This window comes from Amycolatopsis sp. NPDC004378 (genome assembly GCF_053602455.1).
Genome location: NZ_JBSGDR010000008.1, coordinates 1 through 17,584, shown reverse-complemented (window position 1 = coordinate 17,584; position 17,584 = coordinate 1). Strand labels below are relative to the sequence as shown.

19 protein-coding genes are annotated in these 17,584 nt (G+C 71.1%); 11 read left to right on the top strand and 8 right to left on the bottom strand.

The window, feature by feature from the left end; translation table 11 throughout:
* Window position 1: 1 nt before the first annotated feature.
* Entirely contained in the window at window positions 2-907 is a 906-nt protein-coding gene (locus tag ACWEN0_RS23530; RefSeq protein ID WP_451977203.1) for a LysR family transcriptional regulator, read from the bottom strand.
* 62 nt (window positions 908-969) lie between these two features.
* Between ACWEN0_RS23530 and ACWEN0_RS23525 the strand changes: the two genes are divergently transcribed.
* Window positions 970-2,160, top strand: coding sequence for an MFS transporter (locus tag ACWEN0_RS23525; RefSeq protein WP_451977200.1), 1,191 nt, complete (start codon window positions 970-972; stop codon window positions 2,158-2,160).
* A gap of 47 nt (window positions 2,161-2,207) precedes the next feature.
* Here ACWEN0_RS23525 and ACWEN0_RS23520 read toward each other — a convergent pair whose 3' ends face one another.
* Window positions 2,208-2,852, bottom strand: coding sequence for an O-methyltransferase (locus tag ACWEN0_RS23520; protein ID WP_451977197.1), 645 nt, complete (start codon window positions 2,850-2,852; stop codon window positions 2,208-2,210).
* A 188-nt stretch (window positions 2,853-3,040) separates the two neighbouring features.
* On the opposite strand from ACWEN0_RS23520, the gene sigE reads away from it, so the two are divergent.
* The 4 genes from sigE (at window position 3,041) to tatB (ending at window position 6,491) form a co-directional block, all read left to right on the top strand.
* Window positions 3,041-3,658: an RNA polymerase sigma factor SigE gene (gene sigE, locus ACWEN0_RS23515; RefSeq protein ID WP_451977194.1), complete on the top strand. Its 618-nt coding sequence runs from the start codon at window positions 3,041-3,043 to the stop codon at window positions 3,656-3,658.
* Window positions 3,655-4,314, top strand: coding sequence for an anti-sigma factor family protein (locus tag ACWEN0_RS23510; protein ID WP_451977191.1), 660 nt, complete (start codon window positions 3,655-3,657; stop codon window positions 4,312-4,314). The genes sigE and ACWEN0_RS23510 overlap by 4 nt, the downstream gene beginning before the upstream one ends.
* 145 nt (window positions 4,315-4,459) lie before the next feature.
* Entirely contained in the window at window positions 4,460-5,977 is a 1,518-nt protein-coding gene (locus ACWEN0_RS23505) for a trypsin-like peptidase domain-containing protein (RefSeq protein WP_451977189.1), read from the top strand.
* A gap of 76 nt (window positions 5,978-6,053) precedes the next feature.
* Window positions 6,054-6,491 (top strand): Sec-independent protein translocase protein TatB, encoded by a 438-nt coding sequence (tatB, locus tag ACWEN0_RS23500; RefSeq protein WP_451977186.1) that lies wholly within the window; start codon window positions 6,054-6,056, stop codon window positions 6,489-6,491.
* A gap of 49 nt (window positions 6,492-6,540) precedes the next feature.
* On the opposite strand, the gene ACWEN0_RS23495 is transcribed toward tatB, so the two are convergent.
* From ACWEN0_RS23495 to ACWEN0_RS23480, 4 genes are read right to left on the bottom strand one after another with little or no spacing between them, the layout of a single operon-like run.
* Entirely contained in the window at window positions 6,541-7,686 is a 1,146-nt protein-coding gene (locus ACWEN0_RS23495) for an Mrp/NBP35 family ATP-binding protein (RefSeq protein WP_451977183.1), read from the bottom strand.
* Window positions 7,687-7,696: 10 nt separating this feature from the next.
* Window positions 7,697-8,197, bottom strand: a complete 501-nt coding sequence (locus ACWEN0_RS23490; protein ID WP_451977180.1) for a DUF1003 domain-containing protein — start codon at window positions 8,195-8,197, stop codon at window positions 7,697-7,699.
* The gene (locus tag ACWEN0_RS23485) at window positions 8,190-9,467 is read right to left on the bottom strand and encodes a magnesium transporter MgtE N-terminal domain-containing protein (protein WP_451977178.1); all 1,278 of its coding nucleotides are present in this window, start codon (window positions 9,465-9,467) and stop codon (window positions 8,190-8,192) included. The genes ACWEN0_RS23490 and ACWEN0_RS23485 overlap by 8 nt, the downstream gene beginning before the upstream one ends.
* 10 nt (window positions 9,468-9,477) lie before the next feature.
* The gene (locus ACWEN0_RS23480; RefSeq protein WP_451977175.1) at window positions 9,478-10,389 is read right to left on the bottom strand and encodes an aminoglycoside phosphotransferase family protein; all 912 of its coding nucleotides are present in this window, start codon (window positions 10,387-10,389) and stop codon (window positions 9,478-9,480) included.
* A gap of 92 nt (window positions 10,390-10,481) precedes the next feature.
* On the opposite strand from ACWEN0_RS23480, the gene ACWEN0_RS23475 reads away from it, so the two are divergent.
* Window positions 10,482-11,375 (top strand): slipin family protein, encoded by an 894-nt coding sequence (locus ACWEN0_RS23475; RefSeq protein ID WP_451977172.1) that lies wholly within the window; start codon window positions 10,482-10,484, stop codon window positions 11,373-11,375.
* On the opposite strand, the gene ACWEN0_RS23470 is transcribed toward ACWEN0_RS23475, so the two are convergent.
* The gene (locus ACWEN0_RS23470; RefSeq protein WP_451977169.1) at window positions 11,372-12,124 is read right to left on the bottom strand and encodes a DUF4190 domain-containing protein; all 753 of its coding nucleotides are present in this window, start codon (window positions 12,122-12,124) and stop codon (window positions 11,372-11,374) included. The two genes, ACWEN0_RS23475 and ACWEN0_RS23470, sit on opposite strands and share 4 nt — an antisense overlap.
* Window positions 12,125-12,157: 33 nt before the next feature.
* On the bottom strand, window positions 12,158-12,463 hold the full coding sequence (locus ACWEN0_RS23465) for a DUF4190 domain-containing protein (protein ID WP_451977166.1): 306 nt from the start codon (window positions 12,461-12,463) through the stop codon (window positions 12,158-12,160).
* A 132-nt stretch (window positions 12,464-12,595) separates the two neighbouring features.
* Here ACWEN0_RS23465 and ACWEN0_RS23460 point away from each other — a divergent pair, with 132 nt between their 5' ends.
* The 5 genes from ACWEN0_RS23460 to ACWEN0_RS23440 form a co-directional block, all read left to right on the top strand.
* Window positions 12,596-13,792 carry an acyl-CoA dehydrogenase family protein gene (locus ACWEN0_RS23460; protein WP_451977163.1) on the top strand — a complete coding sequence of 399 codons (1,197 nt, stop codon included), beginning with the start codon at window positions 12,596-12,598 and terminating at the stop codon, window positions 13,790-13,792.
* Between the two features lie 114 nt (window positions 13,793-13,906).
* The gene (locus ACWEN0_RS23455) at window positions 13,907-14,431 is read left to right on the top strand and encodes a general stress protein (protein WP_451978140.1); all 525 of its coding nucleotides are present in this window, start codon (window positions 13,907-13,909) and stop codon (window positions 14,429-14,431) included.
* 243 nt (window positions 14,432-14,674) lie between these two features.
* The gene (locus ACWEN0_RS23450; protein ID WP_451977160.1) at window positions 14,675-15,997 is read left to right on the top strand and encodes an ABC transporter substrate-binding protein; all 1,323 of its coding nucleotides are present in this window, start codon (window positions 14,675-14,677) and stop codon (window positions 15,995-15,997) included.
* Window positions 15,994-16,956, top strand: a complete 963-nt coding sequence (locus ACWEN0_RS23445) for a carbohydrate ABC transporter permease (protein ID WP_451977157.1) — start codon at window positions 15,994-15,996, stop codon at window positions 16,954-16,956. The genes ACWEN0_RS23450 and ACWEN0_RS23445 overlap by 4 nt, the downstream gene beginning before the upstream one ends.
* A partial coding sequence (locus tag ACWEN0_RS23440; RefSeq protein ID WP_451977155.1) for a carbohydrate ABC transporter permease occupies window positions 16,956-17,584 on the top strand: 629 nt, incomplete at its 3' end. The genes ACWEN0_RS23445 and ACWEN0_RS23440, both read left to right, overlap by 1 nt.

The window sequence follows — 17,584 nt, the reverse complement described above, 5'->3', positions numbered from 1 at the left end:
GTCACGGCTTCGGCCGTGCGGTGGCCAGGACGTGGTCGCGGAAGCCGGCGACCGCCGGGGTCGTCGGCTCGTCGGCGCGCCAGGCCAGGCCGATCGTGCGGTACGGGCGGGGCGACAGCGGCACCTCCGCGACGCCCGCGGGGCTGCCCGGGCCGAAGCGCGGCAGCAACGCCACGCCCAGCCCGGCCGCCACGAGGCCGCGCACGGTGTCCGACTCCTGGCCCTCGAACGCGATCCGCGGCGTGAAGCCCGCCGCCGCGCAGAGCTCGTCGGTCAGGGTGCGGACGCCGTAGCCCTGTTCCAGCAGCACGAACTCCTCGTCCGCCAGTTCCGCCACCCGCACCGAGCTCCGGCCCGCGAGGCGGTGACCCGCCGGGACCGAAAGCAGGATCTCCTCGTCGACCAGGCCGGCCGTGGCCAGCGACGGGGCATGGGGCAGGGGCGCCAGCAGGGCCAGGTCCAGCTCGCCGTCGACCAGCCGGTCGACCATCTCCTGCCGCGAGCCCTGGACCAGCGTGAACCGGACGCCCGGGTACCGCGCCCGGTGCCCGCGCAGCAGCGAAGGCACCAGCGACCGCCCGAGCAGGTGCAGGAACCCCAGCACGACGTGGCCGGACTCCGGCGCCACCTCCTCCCGGGCCAGCCGGACGCCGGTGTCGACCGCCGCCAAGCCGCGTTCGGCGGCCTCCGCCAGCAGTTCCGCCGCGCGCGTGAGGCGGATGCCGCGGCCGTGCGGGACCGTCAGGGGTGCACCCAGCGCGTCGGCCAGGGCCGCGAGCCGGCGGCTGACCGTCGGCTGCGGGATGCCCAGCAGCTCGGCCGTGCGTGTGACGTTCCTCGTCTCCCGCAGGGCGGCGAGCAGGGGCAGGTGCGGTGCCACCTGCGCCGACAGCGAGTCATACGTCATCGCATCGATCATGCCAGAGTGACGCATTGGACGTATTGGTTAGCTTTGCTTACTTTCGGGTGGTGACCTCCACCCGCCGAGTCAAGACCGCCGTCGCCGCGGCCGGGATCTCCTCCTTCGCCCTGCTCTACGCGCCGCAGCCGGTGCTGCCGCAGCTCGCCGCGCAGTACCACCTCGACCCCGGCGGCGCGGCGCTCGCGATGAGCGTCGCGACCGGTGCGCTCGCCGTCGCCGTCCTGCCGATCGCCGCACTGTCCGAAGTGGTCGGACGGCGCCCGGTGATCCTGACGTCGGTGATCGCCTCGGTCGTCTTCGGCCTGCTGCTGCCGCTGATGCCGACGTACCCGGCCCTGCTGGTGCTGCGCGCCCTGCAGGGCGTCGCGATCGCCGGGTTCCCGGGCGTCGCGGCCGCCTACCTGGCCGAACGGCTCGGCCGCGCGGGCGTCGCCGCCGCGATCGGCGCGATGATCGCGGGCAACACCATCGGCGGCATGGCCGGCCGGCTGGCCAGCGGGTTCACCGCCGGACCGCTCGGCTGGCGCGGCGCGCTCTACGTCGTCGCGGGCGTGGGCGCGCTCTGCTCGGCGATCACCGTCGTGACGCTCCCGCCGGGCACCCAGCCCCGCGGCGCCGCCGACCTGAAGGCCGTCGCGCGCGGGCTCGTCACGGCGTTGGGCAAGCCGGTGCTGCTCGCCCAGTACGCGGTGGCGCTGCTGGCCATGGGCTCGTTCGTCGCGCTCTACAACGCCGCGGGCTTCCGGCTGACCGGCCACCCGCTGGACCTGTCACCGGCGATCGCGTCGCTGGTGTTCCTGGCGTACGCGACGGGCTCGGTGTCCTCGGCCGCGGCCGGCCGCCTGGTGGCCCGCGTCGGCCGCCGCCGGGCGCTGGTCGGGGCGCTGCTGCTGACCGGGGTCGGCGCGGCCTTGACGCTGCCGGACTCGCTGCCGCTGGTCATCGCCGGTTTCCTGGTGCTGACCTGCGCGTTCTTCGCAGCGCACGCGGTCGCCAACGGCTGGGCGGCGGCCGACGCCCCGGAGAACGCGCGCGGCCAGGTGGGCGGCATGTACACGGCGACGTACTACTTGGGCAGCAGCGTCGGCGGCGCGGCGGGCGCGTGGGTCTACGGCCACGCGGGCTGGCCGTGGCTGATCGCGGTGGTGGCGGTGTGGCTGCTCCTGGCGGTGGCCGCGGTCGGGGCCGGGACGGCGCCGGCGCGGGAAGCCCGGCGAGCGCTGGTCAACGTGGGCTGAAGCGCGGGTGCGAGCCGAACGCCGGGAGCTGGTTGACGCGGGCTGACTCAGGTCGCCGCGGCGACCAGCAGGCCGCCGCCCACCGGGAGCAGGGCCGGGACCAGGCGTTCGTCCTCGCGGAACGCCCGGGCCACCTCGCGCAGCGCCAGCGTCTCCGGGTCCCGGCGCGCCGGGTCGATCACCCGGCCGCCGGCCAGGACGTTGTGGAACGCGATGATCCCGCCGCGCCGCAGCAGGGACACGCCCAGCTCGTAGCACCCCGGGTACTCGATGTGCGCCGAGTCGACGAACACCAGGTCGTAGCCACCCGGCGTGAGCCGCTGCAGCACGTCCAGCGCGCGCCCGACGATCAGGCGCGTGCGGCCCGGCGCGTACCCGGCCTCGCGGAACGTCAGCCGTGCCGCCCGCTGGTACTCCGGCTCGACGTCGATCGAGGTCAGGATGCCGTCGGGGGCCATGCCGCGCAGCAGGCTGAGCCCGCTCACCCCGGCGCCCGTGCCCACCTCGACCACGGCCTTCGCGCGCAACGTCGCGGCCAGGAAGCGCAGCGTCGCCCCCGCCCCCGCACTGAGGGAGGTGCAGCCCAGGTCCTCGGCCCGCGCCCGGGCCGACGACAGCACCTCGTCGTCGGGCAGGTACCCGTCGACGAACCCGGAATCGGCCGGCGCGGCCGCAGGGGTGGGCGTGTTCACGCACGGAGGTTAGCGTTGGTTGTCGATAAATCCGCGCAGGCTCCCTGGTAAGCACCCGGGAAGAAGTTCTCAGGCAGCTCTCAGTCCAGTCTCACTAGAACCATAAGGAGTCGAGCCAGACTTCATGGGGAACACGGGAACACCGTGCCGACGACCCGCGTTGGGTGGAGCAGACAGGAGAAACACAGATGGAGGTGCCTGCTCCCGCGATGCAGAACGCCGTTGCCGACGACGCCGTCGCGGCTCAGCCCGTGTCCCTCGACGAGGCGGCTTGGACGCCCCCGTCCTGGGACGAGGTCGTGCGCGAGCACGGCGACCGCGTCTACCGGCTCGCCTACCGCCTCACCGGCAACACCCACGACGCCGAGGACCTGACGCAGGAGACCTTCATCCGGGTCTTCCGCTCGCTGGCGTCGTACAAGCCGGGCACGTTCGAAGGCTGGCTGCACCGGATCACCACCAACCTCTTCCTCGACATGGCCCGCCGCCGCTCGCGCGTGCGGATGGAAGGCCTGCCGGAGGACACCGACCGCATCGTGGGCGACGACCCGAGCCCCGAGCAGGTCTACTCGGACACCCACCTGGACCCGGACCTGCAGGCGGCGCTCGACGAGCTGCCGCCGGAGTTCCGCGCGGCCGTGGTGCTGTGCGACGTCGAAGGGCTGTCGTACGAGGAGATCGGCGCGACGCTGGGGGTCAAGCTGGGCACCGTCCGCAGCCGCATCCACCGCGGGCGCCAGGCGCTGCGGGCGTCGCTCGAGCGTCGGCGCGCTTACGCACCGGAGTCTGCGAAGGTGTCGGTATGACCGCACCGCGAGGCTGGGCACTCCCCGAGTCGCACCTGCTGCCGGATGCCGTGGTGGCGTTCGTCGACGGGGAACTGACGCACGGCGCCCGCGAGCGCGCGGCGTCCCACATCACGCGTTGCGCCGCGTGCGCCGCCGAGGTGCGTGCGCAGCGGCAGACCGTGGAGGCCATCCGCCGGGCGGGCGCGCCGTCGATGTCGGCGGGGTTCCTGGCGAGCCTCCAGTCCATCCCGCAGCACACGGAGCTGCCGACCACGCCGGACAACCTGGCCATCACGGCCGACGGCCAGCTGGTCGCGGTCCAGCGCCCCGACCGGGTCGCGGGCCTGCGTGACACGGGCGTCCTGGGTGGTGTGGCGCCGTTGGGTTCGTCGGCCCCGCTGGGCCAGTCGCCGAACGTCCTCGGCGGCGGCTTCAAGCGCCGTGCCGCCCAAGGTGCCGGGGTCGTGGTCTCCGGGTTGGTGCTGAGCGCCCTGGCCCTGGTCGGGACGTCCGCGGACAGCGGTGACGGCTCGCCGGAGACGGGCGGCGGCGCACCGCAGCAGGCGAACCTGCTGCCGGCCCAGATGGCGGTGCCCCAGCAGGCCGCCCCGGTCCCGACGTCGACCACCACCGCGCGCCCGGCACCCGCCGCGGTACCGGTGGGCATGCGCTGAAGTCTTTTCCCGCGAAGGCCGTCATGGGGGATTCCCCGTGGCGGCCTTCGGCCTCGCAACAGCCACTTCACCGGCGGACCGGCAGACTCGAAGCACTGGGCTTGGGTATCGTCACGCCCAGCCACCTGATCTTCTGCACCGGGGAATGATGACCGAGCCGAACGTGAATCCCGAGCAGCCCGGCGCGCGTGACGCCGACCGGCTGGGTCCGCGGCCGCTCGCGCGGCCCGCCGTCGATCCGGCCCAGGCCGCCGTCTTCGGGCGGCCGCACGGCGTCGACGGGGCGTTCGACCAGCTCTACACCCCGCAGAAGGCCAACGGCGTCAGCCTCGCGCCCCCCGCGCCCGAGTCGCTCGCCGAAGCCTTCCGGCGGCCGCCCGGCGCCGAAGACGTCCTGCTCGAACGCCCCCGCGAGGCCACGGGGGAGTCCGCCCCGCAGGATCCGCCGCTCTGGAACAGCACGGCCGACCCCTGGCGCGATCCCGGCGCCGGCGCGGTCCTCGCCGGACCCGCCGTGCCCGCCGAAGACGAGGAAAAGCCCGCCGCCCGGCCCCCCGGTGCGCTGCTCAGCCTGCCCGAGGTGCTGTTCGGGCGGCGCGTCAAGCCGAAGGCGCTCGCCCTGCTCGGTGTCGTCGCGCTGCTCATCGGCGCGGCCGGCGGGCTCGTCGGCTGGTGGGTCGCCGACACCGGCGGCGAGCTCACCGGCTCCGCCACGATCTCCGAAGCCGAGGCGGCGAAGGAGCGTCCCGCCGGCTCGGTCGCCGACATCGCCAAGCGCGTCGCGCCGGCCGTCGTCTCGCTCGAAGTCTTCAAGCCCGGCGCCGAATCCGGCGAGCAGGGCTCCGGCGTGATGATCGACCCGCAGGGCTACATCCTCACCAACGAGCACGTGATCTCCTCGGCGAGCGCCGACCCGGGCGTCAAGGTCACCGCGATCTTCATCGACGGCACCCGCACCGAGGCCAAACTCGTCGGCGCCGACCAGAAGACCGACCTCGCCGTGGTGAAGGTCAACGTCACCAACCCGACCGTGCTGCAGGTCGGCAAGTCGTCGGACCTGCAGGTCGGCGACACCGTGATGGCGATCGGCTCGCCGCTCGCGCTCCAGAACTCGGTGACGGCGGGGATCGTGAGCGCGCTGAACCGCCCGATCACCGCCGGCGGCGACAACGGCGCCCCGCCGGTCACCTACGAGGCCATCCAGACCGACGCCGCGATCAACCACGGCAACTCGGGCGGCGCGCTCGTCGACTCGACCGGCGCGCTGGTCGGGATCAACTCGTCGATCCGCTCGTCCGGCGCGGACGGCGGCAGCATCGGCATCGGCTTCGCGATCCCCAGCGACTACGCCGTGAAGATCGCGAAGGCGCTGATCAAGGACGGCAAGGTCCAGCACGCCGACATCGGCATCAACGCGTCGTCGACGGTCGCCGGCTCGTCCACCATGGGCGCCCAGGTGAAGAACGTGGCGCCGGGCGGGCCGGCCGCGAACGCGGGCATCAAGGAGGGCGACGTGATCACGAAGATCGGCGGCCGCCTCGTGCGCGACTCCGCCGAGATGACCGTCGCGGTCCGGTCCCACGACGTCGGCGAAGTCGTCCCGGTGCAGCTGGTCCGCGACGGCGCCAGCTTCGTCGTCGACGTAACCCTGGCTTCCGACTGAGTTCCCTGTTCGGCCTGCCGGAGCGCGGGCGCGGACGGGTACCCTGGGCGGGCAGGTTCCGAGCGGAGGTAGACGGGTGTTCGACAGTGTCGGATGGGGGGAAATCCTCGTCCTCATCATCGCCGGTCTCTTCATCCTCGGCCCGGAACGGCTTCCCGAAGCGGCCTCCTGGATGGCGAAGAGCGTGAAGAAGGTCCGCGACTTCGCGAACGGCGCGCGCGAGCAGCTCCGCGAAGAGATGGGCCCGGAGTTCGACCAGCTCCGCAAGCCCCTGGAGGACCTGCGCGGGCTGCGCAACTTCGACCCGAAGCGGGTCGTGACGCAGCACCTGTTCGACGGCGACGCGGACCCGCTCGGCCTGAAGGGCATCACGAACGGCAGCCCGAACCTCAACGGCGGCACCGGCACGAACGGGACCAACGGCTCGAACGGCTACACGGTCGGCCAGACCCGGCCGGCCCCGGAGCCCCTCAAGCCGGGCGAGCGTCCGCCGATCGACCCGGACGCCACCTGAGACACCGAAGGCCACCCCGCGGGGTGGCCTTCGCCGTTCCGGACCGCGGTCAGCGGCCCGCGGGGGTCACGTTCAGCATCATGCCCGCCAGCCCGCGCGCGCGGACCGAGAGCTTCTTCGCCGCCTCCGCGAGCACCTGCGAAGCCGGGGCTTCCGGATCCGACAGCACGATCGGGGTGCCCGCGTCGCCCTGGGAAACGACGCGCGGGTCCATCGGGACCTGGCCCAGCAGCGGCACCTCGGAGCCGATCGACTTCGACAGCGACGAAGCCACCGTCTCGCCGCCGCCCGCGCCGAAGATCTCCAGGCGGGTGCCGTCCGGCTGCTCCAGCCACGACATGTTCTCGATGACGCCCGCCACGCGCTGACGCGTCTGCAGCGCGATCGCCCCCGCCCGCTCGGCCACCTCGGCCGCCGCCTGCTGCGGGGTCGTGACCACCAGGATCTCCGCGTTCGGGATCAGCTGGGCCACCGAGATCGCGATGTCGCCGGTGCCCGGCGGCAGGTCCAGCAGCAGGATGTCCAGGTCGCCCCAGAAGACGTCCGCGAGGAACTGCTGCAGCGCGCGGTGCAGCATCGGGCCGCGCCAGACCACCGGGGTGTTGCCCGGGGTGAACATGCCGATCGAGATCACCTTCACGCCGTGGGCCTGCGGCGGCATGATCATCGTGTCGACCTTGGTCGGCTTCTCGCGCGCGCCCAGCATGCGCGGGATCGAGTGGCCGTAGATGTCCGCGTCCACGACGCCGACCGAGAGCCCGCGCTGGGCCATCGCCGCGGCCAGGTTCACCGTGACCGACGACTTGCCGACGCCGCCCTTGCCCGACGCGACGCAGTACACCCGCGTCATCGAGCCCGGCTGGGCGAACGGGATCACCGGCTCCGCCTGGTCGCCGCGCAGGGACTTGCGCAGCTCGGTGCGCTGCTCGTCACTCATGACGTCCAGTTCGACCTTGACGTCGGCCACGCCGGGGAGCTTCGAGACGGCTTCCTTGGTGTCGTTGGTCAGCGTCGCCTTCAGGGGGCAGCCGGCCACCGTGAGGTAGATCCCGACGGTGACGACGCCGTCTTCGCCGACGGCCACGTCCTTGACCATCCCCAGGTCCGTGATGGGTTTCCGGATCTCGGGGTCTTGCACGCTCTTCAGCGCGCTGCGGACGTCGTCGACGCTGGGGAGCTGCTGCGTACTGGTCACCCCGTCCATGTTACGTACCGGTAGGGGTGCGGGACTTCCTGGGCTTGACGTCCAGGTCGTCCCGGAGCCGGTCCAGCTCGCTGCGCAGGTAGTCCCGGGTGGCCACCTCGCCGATCGCCAGCCGCAGCGCCGCCAGCTCCCGGGCCAGGTACTCCGTGTCGGCCTTCGTCTGGGTGGCGCGGGTGCGGTCCTCCTCCAGCGAGACGCGGTCGCGGTCGTCCTGCCGGTTCTGCGCGAGCAGGATCAGCGGGGCCGCGTACGCCGCCTGCGTCGAAAAGGCCAGGTTGAGCAGGATGAACGGGTACGGGTCCCACTGCAGCGACACCGCGGCCAGGTTCAGCACGATCCAGACGATGACGATCAGCGTCTGCCAGAACAGGTACTTGCCGGTGCCGAGGAACCGCGCGATGCGCTCGGTGAACCGGCCGAACGAGTCCGGATCGATGTTCAGCCTGAACCGGCTCTGGCTGCGCGGCTGGTCGAGCCGCCGTCCCGAGGTCAGCTCAGGCACGGTCTTCCTCCAAGGTGTCGTGCAGGCCGGTTTCGCGCCAGTCCTCCGGCAGCAGGTGGTCGAGGACGTCGTCGACGGTCACCGCGCCGATCAGGTGGTCCTCGGTGTCGACGACCGGGCCGCAGGTCAGGTTGTAGGCCGCGAAGTACCGCGTGACCTCGGCGAGCGACGCGCCCGGCGTCAGCGGCGGGAGCCCGGTGTCCACCGCGCTGGCCACGAGCTCGGCGGGGGGTTCCCGCAGCAGCCGCTGGAAGTGGACGACGCCGACGTAGCGCCCGGTCGGCGTCGCGGTCGGCGGGCGGCAGACGAACACCATGCTGGCCAGCGCGGGCGGCAGCTCGGCGTTGCGGATGTGGGCCAGCGCCTCGGCGATCGTCGTGTCCGGCGTCAGCACCACCGGTTCCGGCGTCATCAGGCCGCCCGCGGTGTCGGACGAGTACTCCAGCAGCCGCTTGACCGGCGCGGACTCCTCCGGCTCCATCAGCTCCAGCAACCGGTTCTGCTCGGCCGGGGCCAGCTCGGCCAGCAGGTCGGCGGCGTCGTCGGGGTTCATCGCCTCGAGGACGTCGGCGGCGCGCTCCTCGGCCAGGTAGGCCAGCAGCTCCTTCTGGTCGTCGTCCGGCAGCTCCTCGATGACGTCCGCGAGGCGTTCGTCGTCCATCGCGTCGGCGACCTCGTGGCGGCGCTTGAGCGGGAGGTCGCGCACGGTCGCGGCGATGTCGGCCGGGCGCATGGTGTCGAACAGCATGAGCAGCTGCCCGGCGCCCTGGGGCTGTGCGCCGAGGTCGTTGAGGCCGAGCCCGGCCACCTCCGACCAGGGCAGCACCTGCATGGTCGCGCGGCGGCGGGTCAGCCCGAGCCGCCGCTCGCGGATGGCGAGCTTGGCCAGCACCCAGTCGCGGGTGCGGGTCGGTTCCATCCCGGCGTCGACGACGGTGATCCGCGTGTCCGATCCGGCCAGCGTGGCGTGCGCGTCGAGGAGCTGGCCGAGCACCAGGACCTCGTTGGGGCGCTGGTTGAACTGGCGCATGTTGACCGAGCCGGTGGCGAGCGTCACCGCGCTGGGCTCGATCGAGGTGACGCGCAGCATCGGCACGAAGACGCGCCGCCGCGTGGCCAGCTCGACGACCAGGCCGAGGATCCGCGGCGGCTGGGCGTCGAGCCGGAGCCCGGCGACGAGGTCGCGAACCCGGCCGATGGATTCGCCGTCCGGGCCGAATACCGGCAACCCGGACAGCTGAGCTGCGAAAACCCTGTTGACCGCGGCCATGCCGCTGACACTATCGGCTGGCTGCCCACGGAGCGATTTCCGCCACTGTGACGAAGGCCGGGTCGTCGCTGTCTTCGCCCGTTTCGGACCACTCTTCGATCATCCACAGCCAGTTCTGCACCGCGCGGACGAGCGTCCACCCGCGGGCGCGCTCGGCGTCCAGCTCCTGCGAAGCGACAATCAGCGCGAACCGATCGTCCAGTGTGGACTCGGTGAAGCGGTTCCAGAACAACGGGATCACGCCCCACTCGAGGTCGCCGGCCAGCGGCTTCGGGTCGATGACCAGCCACGGCTCGCGCGTGCCCGCCAGGACGTTCTGGAAGTGCAGGTCCTCGTTCACCAGCAGTTCGCCCGCCGCCGGCCCCAGCTCGCGGCAGATCGCGACGGCGTCGTCGACCAGCCGCTTTTCGAACGGCTCGCCGAGCTCGGCCCAGCGGCGGGGGAGGTCCTCGGCCAGCTCCGCGGCTTCGGCGCGCAGCCGTCGCCACATCGAGGCCGGAGCGGGGACGGCCAAGCGCCGCGCCAAGCCGCCGATGAGCGGGATCGCCGAGCGCAGCGGGAGGTCGTCGAGCGTGCGGCCGGCGTCGAGCCGTTCGAGCAGCAGGACACCGTCGTCCGGCGCGGACTCCAGCAGCCGCACCGCACCCCGGCCGGCCCATGTGGACAGTGCGAGCGGCTCGTCGGCCGATTCTTCGTCTCGCCAGCCCAGTTTCAGCACCACGGGCGTGCCGTCGGGCAGCCGCGCGGGCTGCACCACGCCGACGTAACCGTGCATGGCCTCGCCCTCGAACGTCAGGCCCCACTTCCGCGCGTACCCGGCGGCGAGGTCCGGCAGGGCGGCCAGCCACGGGACGGCGCCCGGGCCGAGCACCCGGGGCGCCCGGGCGGCGAACAGCGGCGGGACGCGGAGATCGTTCACCACCCCAGCCTGGCAGTCGCGTCCAGTGCGTTTCGTCGGGTCCCCAGCGGGCGTACGCTGGGATTTCAGGGGAAAACGCAACCCCGGGAGCAGCCATGGTGGTGGAAATCCTCAGCGCCGTCGTAGTCGCGGGCGGGGCCTGGCTCGCGGCCAGCGTGCGCGTGGTGAAGCAGTACGAACGTGGCCTGGTGTACCGCTTCGGGCGGGTGCGGTCGCGGGTCGCGGAACCCGGCTTGATCCTGTTGATGCCCTTCGCGGACCGGATGCAGAAGGTCAACATGCAGATCGTGACCATGCCGGTGCCCGCCCAGGACGGCATCACCCGGGACAACGTCACCGTCCGGGTCGACGCGGTCGTCTACTTCAAGGTGATCGACCCGGTCGTCGCGGCGGTCAACGTGCAGGACTACCGGTCGGCCGTCGGCCAGGTCGCGCAGACGTCGCTGCGCTCGATCATCGGCAAGAGCGACCTCGACGACCTGCTCTCCAACCGCGAACGCCTCAACGAGGGCCTGGAGCTGATGATCGACAGCCCGGCGCTGGACTGGGGCATCCACATCGACCGCGTCGAGATCAAGGACGTCGCGCTGCCGGAGGCGATGAAGCGCTCGATGTCGCGACAGGCCGAGGCGGAGCGGGAACGGCGCGCGCGCGTCATCTCCGCCGACGGTGAGCTGCAGGCGTCGCACAAGCTCGCGCAGGCCGCGGCGAGGATGGCCGACACCCCGTCGGCGTTGCAGCTGCGGTTGCTGGAGACCGTCGTGCAGGTGTCGTCGGAGAAGAACTCGACGCTGGTGCTGCCGTTCCCGGTGGAGCTGCTGCGCTTCCTCGATGCGCAGACGCCGAAGCCCGCGGCGCCGGCCGCCGCCCCGGAACCGGAGCTCACGCTCGAGCCGGAACCCGAGGCGCCGGAAGCGAAACCGGAGGCGAACGGCCACGCGGCGCCGTCCCCGCGCAGCCCCGGCGACGCGGTGCTGCCCGCCGACTAGTTCAGCTGGCCGTTGACGCCCAGGATGATCAGGGTGGTGAAGAACCCGGCCCACAGCGCGACGACGACGTAGCCGACGATCACGGCGGCCGTGGCCAGCCCGCGGCCGCCCGCCTCGCCGCGGTTCGTCTTGCTCAGCGCGATGTGGCCCATGACCAGTCCGGCGATCGCGGTGACGCCGGAGCAGAAGCCGAGGATCGAGCAGACCAGCGCGCCGATCGCGAGCGCGTTGTCCTGCCTTTGCGGCGGCACGCCGTAGGGCGGCACACCGTAGGGCGCCGGGGGCGCGTACGGCCGCCCGTACGCGGGCGGGTACGGCTGCTGGTAGGCGTAGGCCGCCTGCGGCTGGCCGGGCGCGACGTACGGCGTGCCGGGGATGTGGGCGGCCGGGGTCTCGAACGCGCCGGGCGGCAGTTGGCTCGCGGATGGCTGTTCGGCGCCCGGCGTTGCGAAGGCGCTGGGCGTCTGCTCGGTGTTCGGGGTTTCGAAGGCGCCGGGTGGCAGTTCGTTCGCGCGCGGCTGTTCGGCGGCCGGGGTCTCGAACGCGCTGGGCGGCAGTTGGCTGGCGGGCGGCTGCTCGGCGTGCGGCGCGGTCGCGTCGGCGTGCGGCGCGGGCGGGTCGGCGATCGCGGCGTCGGGCTCCGCGGCCGGCGGGTCGTAGTTCTCCGGCGAGTACGGCGCCGGTTCCGCGGTGGGCGGCGGGTCGTACGGCTCGGCCGGACGGTCCTTGTCCCCGGACGGGTCGGTCATGACGGGTCCCCTCGTGCGTGCAGGGCTCCCACGTTAGCGGGTCGGCACCCAGCCGTTCGCGATGATCAGGGCGACCAGCCCGGCGTTCACCACGAGCCCGGCGTAGCCCACGACGAACGCCGCGACCGCGAGGCCCCGGCCCGTCGCCTCCCCGCGCTTCGCCCTGCCGTACGCGGTGTGGCCCATGATGATCCCCGCGACGACCACGAACAGGCACAGGACGCTGCCGACGACCGAACAGACCAGCCCGCCGAGCGCCAGGCCCGGCCCCGGCCGCGGCACCTCGGCGGCCGGCTCCGGGCGCCCGTAAGGGTCATCCGGGTCGTACGGGTGGTCCATGGTCCGCCCCCTCCGCGGCGCACTCTACGGAGCGGAGGGTGAGCGCCCTCATAGCAGGGTTTCGGGATTCGGGTCATACTCACCGGTAACCCAGCGCCGGGAGCCGGCGTCGCAACCGGAAAGGGAGCCGTGATGGCCCGTCTCGCCCAGACCGCCGGCCTGACCGACGTGCAGCAGGAGATCCTGTCCACGGTCCGCTCGTTCGTGGACAAGGAGGTCATCCCGCACGCGCAGGAGCTCGAGCACTCCGACACCTACCCGGCGGACATCGTCGAGGGCATGAAGGAGATGGGCCTGTTCGGGATCACCATCCCGGAGGAGTACGGCGGGCTCGGCGAGTCGCTGCTGACCTACGCGCTGGTCGTCGAAGAGATCGCGCGCGGCTGGATGAGCGTGTCCGGCGTGATCAACACGCACTTCATCGTGGCGCACATGATTTCCCGTCACGGCACCGAGGCGCAGAAGCAGCACTTCCTGCCGCGGATGGCCACCGGCGAGGTGCGCGGCTCGTTCTCGATGTCGGAGCCGGACCTCGGCTCGGACGTCGCCGCGATCAAGACCAAGGCGAAGAAGACCGACGACGGCTACGTCATCGACGGCTCGAAGATGTGGCTGACGAACGGCGGCTCGTCGAACCTGATCGCGCTGCTCGTCAAGACGGACGAAGGCGCGGAGAAGGCGCACCAGAACCTGACGACGTTCCTCGTCGAGAAGCCGGAGGGCTTCGGCGAGGTGGCGCCGGGCCTGACCATCCCCGGCAAGATCGACAAGATGGGCTACAAGGGCGTCGACACGACCGAAGCGGTCTTCGACGGCTACAAGATCGGCGCCGACATGGTGCTCGGCGAAGCACCGGGCAAGGGCTTCGCGTACATGATGGACGGTGTCGAGGTCGGCCGCGTGAACGTCGCGGCGCGGGCGTGCGGCATCGCGATCCGCGCGTTCGAGCTGGCCGTGGAGTACGCCCAGCAGCGCAAGACGTTCGGCAAGGCGATCGCCGAGCACCAGGCCGTCGCGTTCAAGCTGGCCGAGATGGCGACCAAGGTCGAGGCGGCCCACCTGATGATGGTGAACGCGGCCCGGCTCAAGGACTCGGGCGAGCGCAACGACGTCGAAGCCGGGATGGCGAAGCTGATCGCGTCCGAGTACTGCGCCGAGGTCACGCAGGACGCGTTCCGCATCCACGGCGGCTACGGGTACTCCAAGGAGTACGAGATCGAGCGCCTGATGCGCGAGGCCCCGTTCCTGCTGATCGGCGAGGGCACGAGCGAGATCCAGAAGACGATCATCAGCCGCGGCCTGCTGCGGGAGTACAAGACGCGGTCCTGATTTCCGGGAAATGTCGACACGGCGACAAAAGTGCCCGGCCTTTCGGGGTAAGCGGCTCGCACGGTCCGGGCGTTCTTGACAAGATGGACGCCCAGACCCACGAGTGCGCAGGTGATGATGGTGAGTAGTCCTTTCGGCGGCGGCCGGGCGCCCCAAGGCCTGCCGCGGCTGCCGACCCCGCCGACCGGCTGGCCGATCGGGTCGTACGCGACCTACGGCGAGGCGCAGCAGGCCGTCGACTTCCTCGCGGACAGCGAGTTCTCCGTCAGCGACGTGACGATCGTCGGTGTCGACCTGATGCTGGTCGAGCGCGTCATCGGGAAGCTCAGCTGGGGTCGTGTGCTCGGCACCGGCGCCGTGTCGGGCGCCTGGTTCGGCTTGTTCGCCGGGCTGCTGCTCGGGCTGTTCGTCAACCAGGGCTTCGCGCTGCAGCTGCTGACCGGTCTCGTGCTGGGCGTGCTGTCCGGCCTGATGTTCGCCGCCATCGGGTACAGCATGTCCCGCGGGCGGCGGGACTTCTCGTCGGCGAGCCAGCTGGTGGCCGGCCGCTACGACGTCCTGTGCCAGCCGCGCACCGCCGAGCAGGCCCGTGAGCTGCTCGCCAAGCTCGCTCTCAAACCACCGCCGGCCACAACCTGAAAAAAGGCACCATTATCAGGGGAAAATCACAGTTCGAGCTGCAGTGGGCTGAATCGTTACCGATACTGCTTGCGGGGTGTGATCGCCCGGCATAAGTTGTCCGACACCAGTCGGGCGGCCTCGCCCAACCAGCGCGGCGGCCCGATCACTAGCACGTCGGGGTGCTGGCGCGGTTCGCCTCATCGCGTCGTGGTGCTCGTCGAGCACCGCGGTATCCGGCGTGCACGCGGGTGAGGAGGCCTTATGGGGAAGAGGATCGGCGCGGGCAAACGGGGGCGCCCGCCCGGCCGCACCGCGGTCCTGCTGGGGGCAGGGGCTCTGGTGACCGGCATGCTCGCCGGTTGCGGCTCGGGCGGTGGCTTGAAGATCAACGTCTACTACGCGCCCGAAGACAGCTTCCAGAAAGTCGTCGACAACTGCAACAAGGCGGCGAACGGGAAGTACGAAATCGTCTACAACAAGCTGCAGCGCGGGGCGGACGACCAGCGCCTGCAGATGGCCAGGCGGCTCGCCGCGGGCGACACCGCGATGGACGTCCTGGGCCTCGACGTGACCTGGGTTTCGGAGTTCGCCGAGGCCGGCTGGGTCGAGGAGTGGAAGGACCAGAACAAGGCCGCGGCGACCGAGGGCGTCCTGCAGGGGCCGCTGGAAACGGCGACCTACGACGGGAAGCTCTACGCGGCCACGAAGAACACCAACGTCCAGCTGCTCTGGTACGACGACCGGATCACGCCCACGCCGCCGAAGACGTGGGACGAGATGATCGCCAAGTCCAAGGAGCTCAAGGCGCAGGGCAAGCCCTACAGCATCGTCTTCACGGGCGCGCAGTACGAAGGCCTGGTCGTCTTCTACAACACGCTGGTGCAGTCAATGGGCGGGCACATCCTGTCCGAAGACGGCAAGTCCGTCGTGCTGGACGACGGCGCGGTGAAGGCTCTCGCCCTGCTGAAGCAGATCGCGTCGTCGGGCATCACCGACCCGTCGCTGACCAACTCGAAGGAGGACGACGTCCGTCAGACGTTCCAGCGCGGTGACGCCGCGTTCGAGCTCAACTGGCCGTTCGTCTACGCCTCCTACGCCAAGGAAAAGCCGCAGGACGTCTCGCACTTCAAGTGGGCCGTCTACCCCGAGGCGCAGGCCGGCACGCCGGCCAAGACCACGATCGGCGGTTACGACCTCGGCGTCAGCTCGCTGTCGCAGCACAAGCCCGAGGCGTTCGAAGCGGCGCTGTGCCTGCGGAACGCGGAGAACCAGAAGTTCTCGGCGATCAACGACGGCGTGCCGCCGACCATCGAATCGGTGTACCACAACGACACGCCGCTCGACCCGTCGAAGCCCGCGAGCGCCGACAACCCGAACATGGCGCTCAAGTACCCGATGCGCGACGCGATCATCGACGCCATCAAGGACTCCGCGGTGCGGCCGCTGACCCCCGCCTACCAGAACATGTCGACGGTGATGTCCAAGGTCCTTTCGCCGCCGGCCGACATCGACCCGCAGGCCACCGCGAACAAGCTGCGCGAGCAGCTGAACGACGCGCTCCAGTCGAAGGGAGTGATCCCGTGACCGTCCAGGACCCGACCACGGCGGGCGCCACCGCGGCACCGGAACCCGTGTCGCACAAGAAGGGCAAGCCCGCCCTCTCCGAGGGGAAGAAGGCCGAGCGGAAGCTCGGGCTGTGGCTGTGCGCACCCGCGTTCATCGTGATGATCGCGGTCACCGGCTACCCGATCGTCTACTCGATCTGGCTGTCGCTGCAGCGTTACGACCTGCGGTTCCCCGCGCAGAAGGAGTTCATCGGCTTCGACAACTACGGGGCCGTGCTGTCCAATTCGTACTGGTGGACGGCGTTCGGCACGACCATGTTCCTGACCGTCGTGTCGGTGGCGATCGAGTTCGTGCTCGGCATGGCGCTGGCGCTGATCATGCACCGGACGCTCGTCGGACGCGGCCTGGTCCGCACGGTCGCGCTGATCCCGTACGGCATCGTCACGGTCGTCGCGGCGTTCTCGTGGTACTACGCGTGGACGCCGAAGACCGGTTACCTGGCGAACTGGCTGGCCGCGGACGGCGCCCCGCTCACCGAGCAGTGGCCGTCGATGTTCATCATCATCGGCGCCGAGGTGTGGAAGACCACGCCGTTCATGGCGCTGCTGCTGATGGCCGGCCTCGCGCTGGTGCCGGACGACCTGCTCAAGGCGGCGGCGATGGACGGCGCGAGCGCGTGGCAGCGGTTCACGAAGGTGATGCTCCCGGTGATGAAGCCGGCGATCCTGGTGGCACTGCTGTTCCGCACGCTCGACGCGTTCCGGATCTTCGACAACATCTACGTGCTCACCGGCGGCGCGCAGGACACCGGCTCGGTGTCCATGCAGACCTACGACAACCTGGTCAAGGGGCTCAACCTCGGGATCGGGTCGACGATGGCGGTGCTGATCTTCATCACGGTGGCGATCATCGCCTTCATCTTCATCAAGGTGTTCGGCACGGCCGCACCGGGTTCGGACGACGGGGGTAAGCGCTGATGGTGATGGGAACCGTCACGACGGGCCGCAAGGTCAGGTGGGGCCTGGTCGACATCCTCGTGCTGGTGTTCGCGCTGGTGCCGGTGCTCTGGGTCGTTTCGCTGTCGTTCAAGACCAAGGACACGCTGACCGACGGGTACTTCATCCCGCAGTCGTGGACCTGGCAGAACTACGCGGACATCTTCCAGACGTCGGAGTTCCTGCTGGCGCTGGTGAACTCCATCGGCATCGCGATCATCTCGACGGTGATCGCGGTGGTGCTGGGCACGATGGCCGCGTACGCGATCGCGCGGCTGGAGTTCCCCGGCAAGCAGCTGCTGGTCGGGCTCTCGCTGCTGATCGCGATGTTCCCGCAGGTGTCGCTGGTGACCCCGCTGTTCAACATCGAGCGGAACCTGCACCTGTTCGACACCTGGCCGGGCCTGATCCTGCCCTACATCACGTTCGCCCTGCCGCTGTCGATCTACACGCTCTCGGCGTTCTTCCGGGAAATCCCGTGGGAGCTGGAAAAGGCGGCGAAGATGGACGGCGCGACGCCGGCCCAGGCGTTCCGGAAGGTGATCGCGCCGCTGGCCGCGCCGGGCGTGTTCACCACCGCGATCCTGGTGTTCATCTTCTGCTGGAACGA